Source organism: Butyricimonas sp. DFI.6.44 (assembly GCF_022132345.1).
Classification (GTDB): domain Bacteria; phylum Bacteroidota; class Bacteroidia; order Bacteroidales; family Marinifilaceae; genus Butyricimonas; species Butyricimonas muris.
Map to the genome: position 1 here is coordinate 196089 of NZ_JAKNJD010000011.1, position 16795 is coordinate 212883.

16 protein-coding genes and 1 pseudogene are annotated in these 16795 nt (G+C 44.0%); 3 read left to right on the top strand and 14 right to left on the bottom strand.

All coding sequences use genetic code 11. The features are described 5' to 3' along the window. Positions 1 to 12 precede the first annotated feature (12 nt). Complete coding sequence (locus L0M98_RS15995) at positions 13 to 828, top strand: outer membrane beta-barrel protein (RefSeq protein ID WP_186974767.1); 816 nt, start codon at positions 13 to 15, stop codon at positions 826 to 828. Between the two features lie 43 nt (positions 829 to 871). On the opposite strand, the gene L0M98_RS16000 is transcribed toward L0M98_RS15995, so the two are convergent. Then, positions 872 to 2113, bottom strand: coding sequence for a peptidase U32 family protein (locus L0M98_RS16000; protein WP_227216838.1), 1242 nt, complete (start codon positions 2111 to 2113; stop codon positions 872 to 874). Between the two features lie 161 nt (positions 2114 to 2274). Here L0M98_RS16000 and L0M98_RS16005 point away from each other — a divergent pair, with 161 nt between their 5' ends. After that, on the top strand, positions 2275 to 3528 hold the full coding sequence (locus L0M98_RS16005) for an energy transducer TonB (protein WP_227216837.1): 1254 nt from the start codon (positions 2275 to 2277) through the stop codon (positions 3526 to 3528). A 64-nt stretch (positions 3529 to 3592) separates the two neighbouring features. Beyond that, positions 3593 to 4156 carry a ribosome recycling factor gene (gene frr / locus L0M98_RS16010; RefSeq protein ID WP_099291177.1) on the top strand — a complete coding sequence of 188 codons (564 nt, stop codon included), beginning with the start codon at positions 3593 to 3595 and terminating at the stop codon, positions 4154 to 4156. Between the two features lie 69 nt (positions 4157 to 4225). Here the strand turns inward: frr and kdsB are convergent, their stop codons facing one another. The 13 genes and pseudogenes from kdsB to L0M98_RS16070 form a co-directional block, all read right to left on the bottom strand. Then, positions 4226 to 4969, bottom strand: coding sequence for a 3-deoxy-manno-octulosonate cytidylyltransferase (gene kdsB, locus L0M98_RS16015; protein WP_227216836.1), 744 nt, complete (start codon positions 4967 to 4969; stop codon positions 4226 to 4228). Positions 4970 to 4986: 17 nt separating this feature from the next. Then, positions 4987 to 7506, bottom strand: coding sequence for a M1 family metallopeptidase (locus L0M98_RS16020; protein ID WP_227216835.1), 2520 nt, complete (start codon positions 7504 to 7506; stop codon positions 4987 to 4989). 8 nt (positions 7507 to 7514) lie between these two features. Beyond that, a complete protein-coding gene (locus L0M98_RS16025; RefSeq protein ID WP_186974772.1) occupies positions 7515 to 7868 on the bottom strand; it encodes a bactofilin family protein in 354 nt (117 codons plus the stop codon). A gap of 15 nt (positions 7869 to 7883) precedes the next feature. Next, entirely contained in the window at positions 7884 to 8231 is a 348-nt protein-coding gene (locus L0M98_RS16030) for a bactofilin family protein (RefSeq protein WP_186974773.1), read from the bottom strand. Positions 8232 to 8383: 152 nt separating this feature from the next. Continuing rightward, positions 8384 to 9388, bottom strand: a complete 1005-nt coding sequence (locus tag L0M98_RS16035) for a beta-ketoacyl-ACP synthase III (RefSeq protein WP_186974774.1) — start codon at positions 9386 to 9388, stop codon at positions 8384 to 8386. 111 nt (positions 9389 to 9499) lie between these two features. Next, positions 9500 to 9685 carry a 50S ribosomal protein L32 gene (gene rpmF, locus L0M98_RS16040; RefSeq protein WP_099291185.1) on the bottom strand — a complete coding sequence of 62 codons (186 nt, stop codon included), beginning with the start codon at positions 9683 to 9685 and terminating at the stop codon, positions 9500 to 9502. 16 nt (positions 9686 to 9701) lie between these two features. Then, entirely contained in the window at positions 9702 to 10214 is a 513-nt protein-coding gene (locus tag L0M98_RS16045; protein ID WP_227216834.1) for a YceD family protein, read from the bottom strand. Positions 10215 to 10451: 237 nt separating this feature from the next. Beyond that, positions 10452 to 10604: pseudogene (locus tag L0M98_RS22705) on the bottom strand (IS5 family transposase); the annotation flags it as partial. Between the two features lie 93 nt (positions 10605 to 10697). Beyond that, positions 10698 to 12101 carry a retropepsin-like aspartic protease gene (locus L0M98_RS16050; RefSeq protein WP_099291187.1) on the bottom strand — a complete coding sequence of 468 codons (1404 nt, stop codon included), beginning with the start codon at positions 12099 to 12101 and terminating at the stop codon, positions 10698 to 10700. Between the two features lie 37 nt (positions 12102 to 12138). Beyond that, positions 12139 to 12984, bottom strand: a complete 846-nt coding sequence (locus L0M98_RS16055; protein ID WP_227216833.1) for a hypothetical protein — start codon at positions 12982 to 12984, stop codon at positions 12139 to 12141. 3 nt (positions 12985 to 12987) lie between these two features. Further along, complete coding sequence (locus L0M98_RS16060; RefSeq protein WP_227216832.1) at positions 12988 to 13728, bottom strand: hypothetical protein; 741 nt, start codon at positions 13726 to 13728, stop codon at positions 12988 to 12990. 96 nt (positions 13729 to 13824) lie between these two features. Beyond that, a complete protein-coding gene (locus tag L0M98_RS16065) occupies positions 13825 to 15390 on the bottom strand; it encodes a DUF4998 domain-containing protein (RefSeq protein ID WP_227216831.1) in 1566 nt (521 codons plus the stop codon). Between the two features lie 8 nt (positions 15391 to 15398). Continuing rightward, the gene (locus tag L0M98_RS16070; protein ID WP_227216830.1) at positions 15399 to 16781 is read right to left on the bottom strand and encodes a DUF4959 domain-containing protein; all 1383 of its coding nucleotides are present in this window, start codon (positions 16779 to 16781) and stop codon (positions 15399 to 15401) included. Positions 16782 to 16795: the final 14 nt, after the last annotated feature.

Sequence of the window (16795 nt, forward strand, 5' to 3'; positions counted from 1 at the left end):
CCTGAAAAGAAAATGAAACTGATATACCTTTTACTTGTACCGTTATTTTGTACTTTAAATACCGTTGCCCAAGACAACAATCAATCAAAGACCAACACGACTTCAGTAGATACTGATGATCAAGTAGAATATCGATTCGCTCTTGGAGTTCAGCTAGGAACTGATATTGGCGGGGCTATCCCGTTTCCGTTCAGTAATGTTCCGGACGTGTTCAACCCCTATCCTAAACTTTCGCCATCATTGGGAGCAAAACTAACTTTCCCTGTAACAAAGAAATGGACATTAGGTGCAGAACTCACGTACAAAAAAGTGGCTATTGATGCTGACGCCCGTATTGATGACCAAAGATTTCATGACGATAAAAACAATATTATTTCCCGTTTTTGCGGCTCTGCCGAAATGTCAATGGATTTTACCATGCTGGAAGTTCCTCTTTATTTCAAATACACGTTTAGCAATCAAAAAGACCGTATTCTGGTTGGACTCTATGGGGCATGGATCATTAATGCCAAATTTCGGAATACAGTGACCAAAGGATACATGATGACCGATGATAAAGTCTATAACGGTTCTATTGACCCGAGTAATCCTTTGCATATTAACTTTAGCAATATTTTGGATAGCTGGGATATGGGTTTCATTGCCGGATACGAACGCCAACTATTTCCCCGTATCGAACTCGGGTTACGGTTTAGTTGCGGATTCAAAGATATATTCAAACCCAGCAATCAATATTTCGATTATAAAATGCTGCACATGAGAGGAAGTTTGGTCTTGAGTTACAATCTATTTAACATCAAGCCACCCAAATTGAATCCATTCAAATAACCATAAAATAAAAGGCCGCAACTCATCATTGCAGCCTTTTGTTTTACAAATTATCCACCAACTTATACAGTTTATCCGAACGCCTTAATTTCATCTCGCAAGGCATAGAAAACACGGCGCCTTTCTCTACCCGCTCCACGGGATCCAATTCAAGGCGAAGTTCCGGAACGGTCATTTGTACCACTCCCGTGCTTGGACCGACAATCATCACCTCATCGCCTACTTTCAAGTCGTATGATTCCAGTTTAAATTCTCCGACCTGTAATTTCGTGAAATAGTTCGTGACTTTACCGATACATATTTTTTTCTTGGTGGCTTTCGAACCATATACTTCACTCCATTCTCCCAAACGTTGTCCAAGATAATAGCCATCCCAAAAACCGCGGTTAAACACCGAAGCCAGTCGTTCTTTCCATGCGGCTATCTTCTTCGCATCGTAACTTCCGTCCGTGTAGGCATCCAACGCTTCGCTATAGCACTCGCAAACCGTCTTCACGTACTCGGCGGAACGGGCACGCCCTTCAATTTTAAACACCCGCACACCCGCGTCAATCATCTTATTCACGAACCCGATAGTACATAAATCTTTCGGGGACATGATATACTTGCCATCCACCTCCAACTCGATATCGCTTTCGGTATCTTTCACCGTATAGGAACGCCGACAAATCTGGTAACAAGCCCCCCGGTTAGCAGAAGCGTTCATTTCATGAAGACTCAAGTAACATTTCCCGGAAACAGCCATACACAAGGCTCCATGAGTGAACATCTCGATTTGGATTAATTCTCCCTTGGGACCTCGCAAATCATTCTGCACGATTTGACGGTGAATCGTCATCACTTGATCCATGTCCAACTCCCTAGCCAGCACGACAACATCGGCGAACTGCGCGTAAAACTTCACCGCCTCGTAATTCGTGATATTACATTGCGTGCTGATATGCACCTCTACCCCGACAGAACGAGCGTACAGGATAGCCGCTATATCCGACGCGATAATGGCAGTTAATCCCGCCTCTTTCACGCAATCGATAATACGGTGCATCTTATCCAGTTCATTATTATATATAATCGTGTTCACCGTGAGATAAGTCTTCACCCCTCTCTTGCTACAACGTTCCGCAATATTTCGCAAATCATCCAACGTGAAGTTAGCCGACGAACGGGAACGCATATTCAATCCCTCGACGCCGAAATAGACGGAATCAGCCCCCGCCTGTAATGCAGCTTCCAGTGATTCGTAGGAACCAACCGGTGCCATCACCTCAAAATCTTTCCTTTTCATATCGTTTCTTTAAGAAGACAAAAGTAATCCGCTTCATCGAGAATCTACCCATTTTAGATTTAAAATTTACAAAACACTTAATATTCATTGCAAATACCAAAAATTCACTCTATATTTAGCTGTGAGAAAAGAAAGTAATCTATCACGCTAAGACACGAACCATGATATTCAAGCCGCACACCCTTAATCGACAACTTGTCACCAAGTTACAAGTATTATTCGCGAGTATGTTCCTTCTGGCAGGAACGCTTCCGACCATTGCGCAACACCATCACGAACAGACCAAAGACAGTACCGAAGACAATAAAGTCTACATGTTCGTCGAAGAAATGCCCGTTTTTCCCGGTAATCTGAATGCTTGGATATACAGTCACGTGCAATACCCGGAAGCCGCTAAAACCAAAGGTATAGAAGGCAAAGTGTACGTTCGTTTCATTATAGAGAAAGACGGAACGGTGAATGACGTGAAAATCATCCGGGGTGTATCCACCGAACTGGATAACGAGGCAAAAGAAGTGATTGCTTCCATGCCGAAATGGTATCCCGGCAAACAAAACAACACGCCCGTCCGGGTATATTATACCGTACCCGTCTATTTCGCCTTGAAAAGTACCGCTCCTAACGTGGAAAGACGTACTTTCGACAAGTATCTGAAAGCTCTTGAGGCAAACGAGGCAAAATTAAAACAAGGCACGGACACGGTGGCCTCCTCCTCCGCCGAAATGTACCGCCTGTACTTGAAAAAGCGTTACGGTTCGGACAAAGCCGCCTACAAAGGATTGGTTACTTCTGCCCGGGAACAACAACAATCTTCGGAAATCATGCTGAGCATCGTGATGCCTTCCCTCACGCTGCCCGCCGAAGATAAAAACATGATTCTGAAATACTACAAGGAAGAGTGGGACGAGCAAATCAGACTGATAGACAGCCTCCCCGAGGAGAATTTTATCACACGATACGTGAATATCACCCCTCGTTTCCAAGAAAACAAAGTTATCCGGGAAATCAAAATACGGGATTACTTGGGATTAAAGAAATTCAAAAAGTACGTGGAAGAATGTATCTTCAGCCCCGGCAAGTTATTCCGAACGATAGTGGCTAACCCGCTTGCCGGCAAATGGGAAAAAATATCCGAGAATGGAATTGAGGTTAAACACCCGATACAAAAGGAGTTCTATGACGATTTCTCGTTCCTGACGTCCGACGGCACAAAAGGCACCTACAAGATTACGGCAGGGCAACTCATTGAATCCTCCCAATCCGTGAAGGTAAAAGATATCATAGAATATACCGCCACGTACCAGTTCGAGGCAAACAACCAGATTCTCGTACTCACGGGAGAAGCGAAATTAAAATTGGCAAACGGAACGTTGAAAAACGTACAGGTAAAGGAAACGTGGCGTAGGATAGAGTAAAAATACAGATTTTTTTATACCTTTGCTTGGTTCGTAATGAATATTAAATCAAACTAAAAAATATATGAACGAGGAAGTACAATTTTATCTCGACGAAGCAAAAGAGAGAATGGAATCCGCTCTGAATCACCTTGAATCCGAACTCAGTAAAATCAGAGCGGGAAGAGCCAACCCCAAAATCCTACAAGACGTGCTGGTTGACTATTATGGTAGTCCTACCCCGTTATCACAAGTAGCCAATATTTCGGCTCCCGACCCGAGAACCATTGCCGTTCAACCGTGGGAGAAAAGCATGATAGCCCCGATTGAAAAAGCTATTATGACTGCTAATCTCGGATTAAACCCGGATAACAACGGAGAAATGATCCGCATCAATATCCCGCAACTTACCGAGGAACGCAGACGCGACCTCGTGAAACAAAGCAAAGGTGAAGCCGAAACTGCCAAAGTAAGCGTTCGTAACGCCCGCCGGGACGTGATCGAACAAGTAAAGAAAATGGTAAAAGACGGGCTTCCCGAAGATATGTCCAAAGATGCCGAAGCCATGGCTCAAAAGATGACCGATGAATACGGCAAAAAAATCGATGAGTATCTCGCCAAGAAAGAGAAAGACATTATGACAATTTGATGCTGGCATCAAAGATAAAAGTTAAAAGCTAAAAGTTTGATATACGAATCGTAACTTTTAGCTTTTAATTTATATTTTTTCCAAGTCTTCCGGAGTATCTATCCCGACCGATTCATGATCGGTGATACTTATTGCTATCGTGTACCCGTTCTCCAACCAACGTAATTGTTCCAACGACTCCGCTTGTTCAAGAACTCCTTGGGGGATAGAAGTTATTGCCTTCAAAATCTCCGGACGATAAGCATACATTCCGACATGCTTGTAATAAGGAGTCCGGGCAAGCCACCCGTCCCGTTCCACACCCCGGCAATAAGGAATCGGGTTCCGGCTAAAATAAAGAGCCGTATTCTTCACGGAGAACACCACCTTTACTTTATTCGGGTCAAAAACATCATCATTCCGTTCAAAAGGCTTCGCCAGAGTAGCAATCTGCACCGCCGGCTCTTCAAAACGGGAAATCAAAGACTCTATCTGTTGCGGGATAATAAACGGTTCATCCCCCTGCACGTTGACAACAACCCCGAAATTCCGGTTCAAAGCCTCATGCACCTTCACGTATGCCTCGTAACACCGGTCTGTTCCACTACGATGCTCGGTAGAAGTCATCACCGCACGTCCCCCGAAGGCCGTCACGGCATCATAAATCCGTTCATCATCCGTCGCCACGTAAACATAGTCGGATACCGCTGCCGCTTTCTCGTAAACATGCTGCACCATGGGCTTTCCGGCAATCTCAACCAACGGCTTCCCCGGGAAACGGGTAGAAGCGTAACGAGCCGGAATCAATATCAATGAGTTTTCTCGAACATTCATAATCTAATCTATAAACATTATCGTTCACGTTCCTCCGCGTGAAGGCGTCGTAAATGGTCTGAATTGGATAATATCTTTAATTTCAAATTCTTCGGATAATTCGGGTGCTTTTCCAAGAAAGCATTCACCATAGAATACGCGTTCTTGCTGGTATGCCCGGAAAGTCCCGCGCTCAACCATGCCGACGGGAAAAATATATCTCCTGTTTCTTGAACCTCTTTCAATTTATCCAGCATTCGCGGAATGTATTCTTCTGCCTCCATTCTCCGGCGGGGATGATTCAACCAACGCAAACTCTCCTCCACCCAAACCTCGTTCACCCGGTTTTCATTCTTCAACAAAGCACTGAACACACTGTCCCGCACTTGTTTGTTACCGGAAACCGAGGGCAACACGTAAGCGAAATGATTCAACAAATCCTTATTCTTTATCGCCCCGTTAATATGCTTCTCCATTCCCCCGTAAAGATTGGAATCCCGCAACACGAGATTAAACGCTATCTTGATTTTATCGTCATCACTGACCGTCAAACCTGCCAACTCCCTCTCACCGTTTAATACCTCTTTAAAAAACTCCCCGATCTTGGGCGAAGAATAAAGCGTCAGCAAAGTATTGAAGTAGGATTTTTTATTCCCCGCATCATTATCAATCATGTTCACGCAGAAACGTTCCAATTCCTCCTGCAACAACTGCCTTCCCCCCTCATCCAGATAAGTCGAATAAACAGTCCTCAAGAAACTTAAGGTTCGATTCACTACCAGATTATTCTTTTCATGAGGCAAATGTTTCATACAAAGTTTCACGAAGAACTCTCCTTTCACCTTCTTGTTCAACACGCCCTCGTACAACAACTGCCAAGCGACAGCACGATAAAGCGGATTTCCTATCTGGTTCAACTCTTTAGAGAGAAATTGTACACTGTACTCCGTCGGCAGGAAACAACCGTATCCCGACACGTCGCAATCCGGCAATATCACGCCCGGGTTCCTGAAAGGAGTCAACGTATCCTTCAACACCCGCGCTTGACGATACAGCCGCCCTCCGGCACTCATCCAATAAATCGAAATCGCTTGCGGCCAAACCCGTTTTTTGCCACTTTCATCTATCATGGCAATAGCATCCTTGCCAAACTCAATCACGGGAGCACCGCTCTCCTTTATCCAGATTTCATTCCACGTTTCCAGATCACGTCCCGTTGAACTCGTCAACAGATGAATCAAATCATCCCAATCCGCGTTGGAATACGACCAGCGACGCAAGTACTTCCGTAAACCCATTTGCAGCTGATACTCGGAAATCTCCCGCTCCAGCATACGCATCACGATAGGAGCCTTGTGATAAATAATATCCCCGTATAATGTGCCTGCATCCTTCAAGTTATTCAATTCCTGCAAGATCGGATGTGTCCCTCTCGTGCGGTCTGTCCGTAATGCCGGTTCATAATGATTCAAGAAAAAGTTCAACTGATGATTCACCTCCGGGTACAACTGTGCGATAATCTTGTCTGCCATGAATCCGGCAAACACCTCTTTGAGCCACACATCGTTAAACCACTTCATCGTGACGTAATCACCGAACCACATGTGTGCCGTCTCATGCGCGATCAATTCACTCCGTTTCATCTGTGCCGTCAAATCCGCATCCCGGTCAAGGAAAAGAGTCGATGACTTGTAAAAAGTCGCTCCCGGGTGTTCCATACCCCCGTACTGGAAAGCCGGAATCGCCACCACGTTATACACCTCAAACGGGTAGCGAATTCCCGTGTACCGTTCCATCCATTCCAGCGAATGGCTCACTTGCCTCGCAATCTCCGGAATACTGGCATTGATTTTCGCCGTATCCGTTTCCCGGTGATAAATCCCGATCCAACGGTTATCCATGAATCGTTCCGTGTACGAGAACCGCCCTACCGAGAATGCAAATAAATACGTACTCAAAGGTTTCGTCTCCCCGAACTCGTAAAGTTTATAATCATTGAAATATTCCACCCGAATACGTTCCCCGTTCGCTATTGCCTGCCACCCGGCGGGAATTTTAAGCGTCAACTTGAAACGCGCTTTTATATCCGGCTGGTCGAAACAAGGCATTAATGTCCGGCAACGATCCGGCACCAGCAAGGTGTACATCAAATCCTCGCTTCTATTCAGCGAAGACTCTCCCGCTATAAACTGGATATTCAACTCGTTCCGTCCCTCTTTCAAATGTTCCGGCTGAATAATGATATGTTCGTTCTTGAACGTGTAAGGAACCCTCTTTCCCCCGGAAGTAACAGCCAGAATTTTATCTTCCGTTTCCTTGAAATCAAGAACAATCGGGGTTAATTCCGACAACTCGAAGAAGATTTCCGACTCTGCCATGATAGGCTCCTCTCTCTCCTTGGGAATAGAGAAATATAACCGGTAAGATACGCCTCCGATATTGGATTTACGTTCTTTCGCCAGTTCAAGGGAAACACCCTTGTCTACCTTTTCCTGTGCCTTTTCACAAGCAACCAGCGATAGCAGTATAGACACTACTACGGATACACGACACACCACGTTATTAATTATTTCTGTTTTACATCACGTTGGATATGGCATTCACCATTAAATACAGCACCCGACTCGATAGCGATATAAGCCGCTTTAATCGTTCCCGTGAACACGGATTTTGCTCTCAATGAAACCGAACCGTCCGACACGATACTCCCCTCCATCGTACCCAGAATATCCACGCTCGGGGAAGTCACTTCGCCCTCTACCCTCGCCGTCTGCCCGATAATCAGACGTCCCGTCGTGTTTATTTTTCCTTTGATAGTACCGTCGACACGTATATCATTCGATGCATGAAGATCTCCGGTAATCTGAGTCCCTTCACTTAATAGGTTTAACGCAACTTGTTGTTGTACTTCTTTTCCCATGATCTTGCATTTACTTTATTTTCTTACCAGACGTAACCATTTCATATCATATATTTCCCCCTCGATCCGCAACTTTCCAGCCTCCACTTTCCCCCGCAAAACCGCATTCTCTCCTATTATCAAAGAATGAGTATCCACGTCTCCTTCAACTACTCCCTCCGCGTATAACTCCCGGCAAAGCACGTTGCCCGTCACGAGCGCTCCTTTTCTCACTTCCACTCGTCCCCCCGCTGTAATATTACCCAAAATTTTACCGAATAAGCATAAATCCCCGGGCAGACTCATATCTCCCCCCACCACGGAATCTTCCAAAACAACCGTTTGTCTTTTCCCTTGACAGTCCGGATTCACACTTTTTTCCATCTTAGTTGAGTAATAAACGACCAAATATACAACAAGTAATTTAAAATCGAAAATATTTTTTTCAGTCTACAAGGGCAAAAAAGTATAAAGTCCATAAAGTCAGAAAAAAATCTCGACCTTATGGACCTTATCTTATTGCCTTCCGGCAACTTCTAGTTTTTAGCCTTCGTGTATCCCCACTTCAAATAAATCGCTCCCCACGTGAACCCGGCACCGAAAGCGGCTAGAATTAAATTATCTCCTTTTTTCAACTGGTCTTCCCACTCGTACAGGCACAACGGGATTGTCGCGGATGTCGTGTTACCGTATTTATGGATATTTACCATCACCTTGGAAGCATCCAATCCCATTCTCTCGCCGGTAGCCTTGATAATTCGCAGATTTGCCTGATGCGGCACCAACCAAGCAACATCTTCAGACGTGAGATTATTGCGTTGCATGATCTCGACAGAAACGTCCGCCATATTCGATACGGCATGCTTGAACACGGGTTGCCCCTCCTGATAAATATAATGTTCTCTTGCCGTCACGGTTTCAATGGATGGCGGCTTCAAAGAACCACCCGCTTTCATGTGCAGGTGAACCCGCCCCATACCGTCGGAACGAAGAATATGATCGATCACCCCCACGTCCTCGTGTGTCGGTTCAAGCAGTATCGCGGCGGCGGCATCACCGAAAATCGGACAAGTCGCCCGATCCGTGTAGTCCGTGATTGCCGACATCTTCTCGGCTCCCACGACAACGACTTTTTTATAACGCCCGCTTTCCACGTACTGCGTGGCAGTCGTCAAACCATATAGAAATCCGGAACACCCGGCATTCAAATCAAAACTAAACGCGTTCTTGATTCCCACCATATCGGAAATCACATTCCCGTTTGCCGGGAAATGCATATCTGCCGTTACCGTGCAGCAGATCAAGAGGTCGACTTCTTCCGGTTTCAACCCTGTTTTACGAAACAGATCCTCTACCGCTTTGGCTCCGAGGTAAGCACTGCCTTTATCCGTATCCCGTAATATACGCCGCTCTTTGATCCCGATACGTGTCATGATCCACTCGTCCGTGGTATCCACCATCCGGCTCAACTCCTCGTTGTCTAAAATGTAATCGGGATAAAACGCTCCTACCCCGGTGATTACCGCTCTTGGCCTTTCCATAAAAATATCTTTTCAAAATTAAACAGAGAACCGCCACCTATAAACAATCATAGCCCCCTTTTTACAGGGGGCTCTGTATTATTCAAGGCAATTCCCGTCATTGCACAAACATTATGCAACGACAGCTTTCTCGATAGCTAATTTACCCCTGTAATACCCGCACTCAGGGCATACAGTATGATACTGTACCGCAGCACCACAATTTGAACACTTTGCTATTGCAGGAACAGTTGCCTTATCGTGAGTTCTTCTCTTATTCCTTCTCTGTTTGGAGACCCGGTGTTTAGGATGTGCCATTTCTCTCTAGTTTTATTTAGTTATTATTAATTAATTTCTTCAATTCATCCCAACGGGGATCAATCTCATCACTCTCTTCCACTGTCATATCCTCAAGCACTCGCTCCATCTCCTCGTTGCATTCGCCCTCGGGATGAACCACTCGAATAGGATAATTCAGCATATATATTTCGTATAGCGGCTCACTCAAATCCAGATAATCCTCATCTTGCGCCAAGATAATAAAATCATCATCATTCCCCTCTTCCCTTCCCCCGTACGTCGCGTACAAGTTCAGTTCTCCGCTAATTGATAAATCCATCTCCTCCAAGCAGCGATCGCAAATAGCTTTCACCACCCCGTCGATCTTCATCCGCACCTCCATCAGCAAGGATGATTTCACGATCTCCACTCTTGCGTTTACTTTCCCTTTCGTCCCTTTTGTCACGTCAAAACAATCGAAAAAATTGTCATCCATGACAAACTCGAAAGAGTGAACGCCCTCCCCTAAGCCCCTGTAGGCTATCTTATATTCTTTCAATCTGTCCACGATTCTTCAAGTAAAACGGCGCAAATGTACAAAAAAAAATAATACGTTACACCATATACTATGTTTTTTCTCGGGAAAAACGCTTAGCCTTTTGAGTCAAAAGTTTATAAAATTTAAATATTCCTGTTAACTGTCTCTGGAAAAGAATATATTTACTTGGCTCGTCATATATAAAATCATTTACTGTAAACCTGCCCATATCCAGCATATTGAATTTATTCTCATCTAAGAGCCTGTTTAAATTTTCTGTATTAATAATTTTATATCGGCAATTTTTACCATATCGAATGTAAGTTCATAATTTCGGGATAGTCTTCTATCGTGATCAAACCACACGAATGTTCTTTCCACGATCCATCTTTTGTGTATAGGTCTGAATCCTTGTTGCTTGTATGCACTAATGACGATCTAGGATACCCAATATTTACACCCCCTAACGAAATTTAAACAGGCTCTTAATTAGCTTAATTTTTATCCCAAATCTTACAATCCCTTTGATAAAAACACCTCCGCCTTCACCTCATACACCTTCCCCTCCACATCCCGAACCGTCACAGTCTTCACCCCACGCTCATGGAGCAATTCGTCAATATTGGGAGTATCCAATGTCACTTTCTCCAGCGGTTTGCCATCCAAAGCAACTACCGTCCATTGCGGAGCCAATTTCTTTCTTGCCTCTTTTCCCCACACGGCAGCAATCTTCAATTCCCCATTATCAGCCCCCGTCATCACGGGACGACGATCTCCTTCCCACACCCCAGCATCTGCGTAAGGTTCAAAATGATAACGCCCGTTAGGATAGTCAAGAACGAATTTGCCCAAATCCGTCGTCTGAAAACAAAGCAACAAATACCCTATTCCCCCGGTAATAATCGGCACCTTCTCGAAAACAGCATCTCCCAAATGAAGACCCGTCATCCGTCCCCGGTAAAGCTTATCGGTCTTCACCATACCGCCCACCATCGTTCCTATAAAACCGTTCCCTTCCTCCACGTCGCCAATAATCCCAGCTTGCGTCCATTGTTCAAACCCTTCTACAGAAGGTAATCCAATAGCACCCGTTCCATTTCCCGTGTCGAACAATGCCGGTACATCATGAACCCCGCCTTTCCCCCTTACCTTGATAGAAAGTAATGGTACATTATTCCAAAGCCTCAATGTATCCCAACGAGAAGCAGAAGCATCCGCCTGATCTGAAAAAGTGATTATCTTCGCACGAGAGTCAACAGTCACCACGTAATCATTGATAATATTCGCTCCAATCGTTCCGTCTACACCCAAATGTTGAAAAACAAGATTATGCACACTCATTACTACCGCCTGTTTATTCTTCACCGCCAATTCTCCTAACAATAATTCTGGAATTTCAGCCATAACAACTTGCCCGTCAATTCCCTGCATGGAATTACCTGTCTGTTGATAAGCCAACTTCTCTGCATTTACCAATTTATCGGATACGCAAGTAATTCCAGCACACGTGTCAAACAGGAAGTAATACGTATGCCCGTTGATCACCACCTTCACCACCGGAACTCCTTGACGGAACTCGTAATTCAACGTTACGCCACGCTCCAACCGAATATTATTTCCGGAAGCCACTGCCGTCGCGGGCATTCCTCCTTGCGCCGGGGTTTGTATTCTAGCCATCTCTTTCAGTAAATTGACATACTTTTCCATCTCCTCCTGCGCCTTCTTCACTTCACCGGAATCAGCATAACAATCCACGAAAAGCAATTTCCTTTCGTCCAACGCCTTCTCCACGGTCTTCTTCCACGAACGGGCAGATTCAAACAAAATCCCTTTTGATTGACTTCCTCCATTTTCTTGCTGTGCCTGAATTCCAGCAGAAAGCAAAATACCAACTAACAATACAAATAATGATTTCATGATTCTATTTTTTAATTTGTCATTATGATAGAAATAACTATGGATATAATCGCTTTATAAGGCTATATTCTGCCCACGGGGTATAAACGGCATAATCATACTTTCTAAAATTAGCAGCTAAAAAGTCAAGTTCAGCTTTAATACTAACAGCATTCCCCTGCAATGTATTATTAATCGCATTGATATACCTTTCTTTCTCTTCCTGAGTATAAATTACAGGATTATTCAGATCATATTTCAAATACAATAACACTTGTTCTGCTCCTAAATCCGCATATCGATGAGCATACTGTATCATTGCAACATCCAACAAAAAAGTCACTTCGAATTCAAAGTTTTTTTCATATTGTGCTTGCATATAACTTTCACCGAACAACAAATACTGCCAATGGTGCATCAATTCATGAATCAATGTGGCCAATTCAGTACCTTGTATCCCTCCTATTACACCAACCTGTAAATCCCTAAATATAATTGTTTTCGTCCCTTGATCATAACGAGCCCAAAGCCTAGGATCAGCTTGCAATTTCGAATCTTTTTCATCAAGCTTTATAAAAGCCTTACTTTCTCTCTTCCCTCCAACAGTTTGGTATATTTCATACATGATCCGTCGATAACAAGGATTATTTAAAAGAAAGGATTCAAGTTCTTTTGCTAATAACCGAATTTTGTCCTCTCGAAAACTTAAAGTCCCTCTAAATAAATCTTGTAACTGATTCATGGTAAGACAATATCGATCTGGAGCATCCCAAATATAATCACAAACCACTATATCGCCATCGTCCATGTTCGCCATCATAGTACCAATTTCATTTTCTTGTAAACAACCGGAAAAACTTATTACAAACAAAATAACAGAAATAAATAATATTAATTTCTTCATATCTTATTTCCTTCTTTTCTCCAACGTATCAAAATGTTTCAACACTTTAGCCCACGATTTTGGATTGTACTCTTGACATTCCTTTGCCCATCGTAAATCAGAATTAGGACATAGCACTAACACGTATGTTGCTGCCGGCGCAAATTCTTTTGCCTCCACACCTTCATGCGGCAAACGATAAATACCTTCAATCATGCGGCAATATTTCACAATCCCACTGCAAATTACTTTCAATTGCTCCTCGGTTACAGACTCGTATAAATCCAAATTACGAAAAGCAAAATCAACTTGAACTATTCTCCCGCCTCTATCAAAACAAACCATGATTTCGAATTCACGATTAACAAATATGTAACTAGCCTCTCTATCTTCATCTCCTTTTTTGCAAGAAAGATCTAATTTACGTTTCACCTCTTCAGGTATAATTCGAGTACATAACCATGCCTCCCATGCTTCAGAAGTATGAGTTTTAGGATTATTCTTGGGGTCTCTATCTTTATAGTAATTTTCATCATCTCCATCTTTCATATCCCAATAAGCTGACGGACTGAGCTCCCCCGCTTGCTTTCCGAAATAGGATAAATTAAAATTATAAGGAAGTTCTTCCCTCACGATAGTCACACTATCACTTTGACCATTTTCAAATTTAAATCTTACCGTATGGTAATTCCTCGTGTATCGTTGTCCGTAAAGTTGAACAATCGTACAAGCGCACGTCAATAATAGAATCCATTTTTTCATCATATCTATTTTTAATCGGTAAAAAAGCCCTCCAGGGGGCTGGGCGGTTAACCCGGCCTCCCAAAAGAGGGCTGTATAACAAAGATCTATGAAGTTCGTTTAATTGCCTTCGATCACCATGAAAGAAGATAATACAACAGTATAGAAATCCACGTAAGCATAAGAGGCGTTATATCCTTTCTTATGGAATTTATCGGCAACCGTTACGCGAATCTTTTGTGCCGTTTTCACGCTATGAGATTTATCCAAATAGATAATCGTGGTCTCACCCTTACCAGTGCCGACCGTCACGCTCCTGCTAAATGCCGCCGACTCCCAAGCTCCGGAGCCTGTTTCAAACTCAATATCCAACACATCGGGAGTTTGTACATCAGCCGGGGGTGTCATGGCCTGACCGACTTTGAAACCAAGAATACGCTTGCTCTCCTTCATATCAATCTCGATAATATGTCTTCGGAGAATCTCACTCGCTTGGGGACTCCAGTATGCGTCACTTTCCTGCAACAAATTCGCCAAACCGGAATTATATCCCATGGCATCCATCGGGTTGACCGTGATATCCCATCCCACTGTGTTCAATAATGAAAATTCCGGCAACTCGGCCACCTGATTCTTTGCGGTGAAGAAATCAGGAACCGTGTTGAAATAATGGTTCCCGTAATGATAAATCTTCACGCCCAATTCACCGGCAATAACCTCCAAAGCAGCCACACTCTCCTCTTGATTTGTCAACACGGACTTCACCGCATTTTCCGTTCCGGCAGCCAGCAAACGATTGCGTCCCAAGTGAAGCTCCTTCAAGTTCGGGAAATGCAACACGTCGACCAACGACAATTGATCGTAGTCGATATCCAACACCTCCACATCATTGATATCGCTTTGCTTAATCTCTCCTATCAAATCCAAACGACTTCTCACCTCGGCAGCAAAAGCCGCATCAAACATCGGTGTCTCGAAATACAACGGCACGGGTTGCAGCTCCAACTCCATGTTATCGATAGAAGCGATTCTCCCCTTACGATAGACGTTAATCGGCTTCGTGAAATCGACATTCTCTCCGATCATCGCGTACACCTTCCCGTCCGGCAAATTATTCACTTTTTCCACTGTCCAGAATTTTTCCGTGGCATTCCCTTTCTCGAAATACCCCACCTGGAAAGAAATCAAATTATCCGCCCAAGGCTCAAACAATACAAACAATTTCTTGCCTGCCACTTGATACGCCTTTCTCACCACTTGCGAGAACAGCGTCAATTCTTCCGAAGCATACGTGAAAGGACGCACGTACACCGGATCTCCGATCGACTTGCCGATAACCTCACCGTCTTTTTGCTCGATAGCTTTCACGCTACACGCATACTCGTAGTTTTTCAAACCCGTAATCATGAAGTCCCTCGCGTCTTTATCGATCACCTGGGAATAGGTCGTCGAATCATCCGTCCATTCCACCAAGATCGCCGTCCGCCCCGGGTCTAGTTTCAACTCCCAAGTCAACAACACGCTCAACCATTTTGGCTCTCCTTGCAGGTCATAAATCTTGGTCAGGTACTGCACCGGTCCATCACCGGTATAATCTGAATAGGTATCCTCCAAATCCTCGCAAGCCGGCAACAATCCAAGTACGGCCACAAACACCCATACATATTTCAAAAAACTTGTTCTCATACCTCTCGTTATTTTTGACCGTAAACCTCCAATTCTTGGACAGTCACGTTATTGTTATTATTATGGTTATACGAATAATTCTTGTTTACATCCAAGAATGTCTCGTTAAACTGTATCTTGAAGAAACGGCACTCCCGCTCTTCAAAAGGGAACGGTATAGACAAATACACCGGCTTGCGCGCCTCGACATCTGCTTTAGTTCCTTGCCATGGTAACGGATTCAAAAGTGCTTCATTGTACCACCGATCGACATTTTCAGCCGTCTGTTCCTGTTTGAAGCGACCTACCTCTTCCCAATCCTCTGCCGTTCCTGGATTCGTATCCTTATTATAATCACCTTCTCCTACCCAAGCAAAGACCTGCATATCGCAAGGCAATTTAGTATAATAATCATTATCGAAATCTTTATTTGCTGCATACCCATCAACATATTTCATATAAAACCGCATCTCTCCGACAATCATCGGTTTCTGCAAATCCAACACGAAATAGACATCATTGTCCGGACGCCATAAAGCATTAGGACCTGCCAAGAACGCAAATGGCGGAGTAGCTTTCCCCGATTTATAATATTCCGCCCCCGTCGTTCCTTTTGTATCGCCATCGAAAAGATAAGCCTTACCCAACGCACCCGGATTATAGTTATTTGATGAATTATACTCCATTTCTTTCGACTTATTGAACGGATCGATTAACTCGAAATCTTTACTCGGAATCAACAAGCGATCCACGCCTTCCACTCCGTTCCATACTTGTTTTCGGACAATCCGCTGCCGATCATCCTCTGTAGTAATCACCACAGTATAAGCATCCTGTAATTGCGAATCATCAATGGAATAAGCCTTCACGTTACGTCCCTCTTCCAACAGGAAGTTTTCCAAAAAGAGCGTATCCTGCACTTTCGTCGTCGGATTAATTCCCACGAAAAATACGGACGCCGATCCTTCCGTTCTTCCCTTTAAATCATAGATCACCTGGAAGCCATTCCAGTAAGAATTCACCTTCACTACATCAAAAAAAGTATAAAGATTGGAAGCCCGAGTATTAAACGCAAAGTGTAACACGTCGGATTCCTTTTCATTTTTATCCAGGAATGAAACCCGAACCGGCACATCCTCGTGTACCTGGTTGAATCCATTCAACACGATGGAATCCACGGCATAATCCGCGGTTTTATACACTTTCAACCCGTACTCGTCCGTGTATTCCACTTTCACTTTATTCACCCGCCGGTCAGTCAGTTTGTAGTGCATCACGGCACCACCCTCCACCGGGGTAAAAGAAAACATATCCTCGCTGATGGTCGTACCGAATGCTCCCTCCTTATCATCGGAACAAGCAACCCAGCAAAAACACCCTAAAAGGAGTAGACATACAAATATCTTTTTCATATTCAGTCAATTTT

Coding starts and splice junctions, on each gene's coding strand:
- L0M98_RS16050 (WP_099291187.1), bottom strand. CDS start 12,101: ATGAAATCATTATTTGTATTGTTAGTTGGTATTTTGCTTTCTGCTGGA.
- L0M98_RS16030 (WP_186974773.1), bottom strand. CDS start 8,231: ATGGAAAAAAGTGTGAATCCGGACTGTCAAGGGAAAAGACAAACGGTT.
- L0M98_RS16035 (WP_186974774.1), bottom strand. CDS start 9,388: ATGGAAAGGCCAAGAGCGGTAATCACCGGGGTAGGAGCGTTTTATCCC.
- frr (WP_099291177.1), top strand. CDS start 3,593: ATGAACGAGGAAGTACAATTTTATCTCGACGAAGCAAAAGAGAGAATG.
- kdsB (WP_227216836.1), bottom strand. CDS start 4,969: ATGAATGTTCGAGAAAACTCATTGATATTGATTCCGGCTCGTTACGCT.
- L0M98_RS16055 (WP_227216833.1), bottom strand. CDS start 12,984: ATGAAGAAATTAATATTATTTATTTCTGTTATTTTGTTTGTAATAAGT.
- L0M98_RS16025 (WP_186974772.1), bottom strand. CDS start 7,868: ATGGGAAAAGAAGTACAACAACAAGTTGCGTTAAACCTATTAAGTGAA.
- L0M98_RS15995 (WP_186974767.1), top strand. CDS start 13: ATGAAACTGATATACCTTTTACTTGTACCGTTATTTTGTACTTTAAAT.
- L0M98_RS16065 (WP_227216831.1), bottom strand. CDS start 15,390: ATGAGAACAAGTTTTTTGAAATATGTATGGGTGTTTGTGGCCGTACTT.
- L0M98_RS16000 (WP_227216838.1), bottom strand. CDS start 2,113: ATGAAAAGGAAAGATTTTGAGGTGATGGCACCGGTTGGTTCCTACGAA.
- L0M98_RS16070 (WP_227216830.1), bottom strand. CDS start 16,781: ATGAAAAAGATATTTGTATGTCTACTCCTTTTAGGGTGTTTTTGCTGG.
- rpmF (WP_099291185.1), bottom strand. CDS start 9,685: ATGGCACATCCTAAACACCGGGTCTCCAAACAGAGAAGGAATAAGAGA.
- L0M98_RS16060 (WP_227216832.1), bottom strand. CDS start 13,728: ATGATGAAAAAATGGATTCTATTATTGACGTGCGCTTGTACGATTGTT.
- L0M98_RS16005 (WP_227216837.1), top strand. CDS start 2,275: ATGATATTCAAGCCGCACACCCTTAATCGACAACTTGTCACCAAGTTA.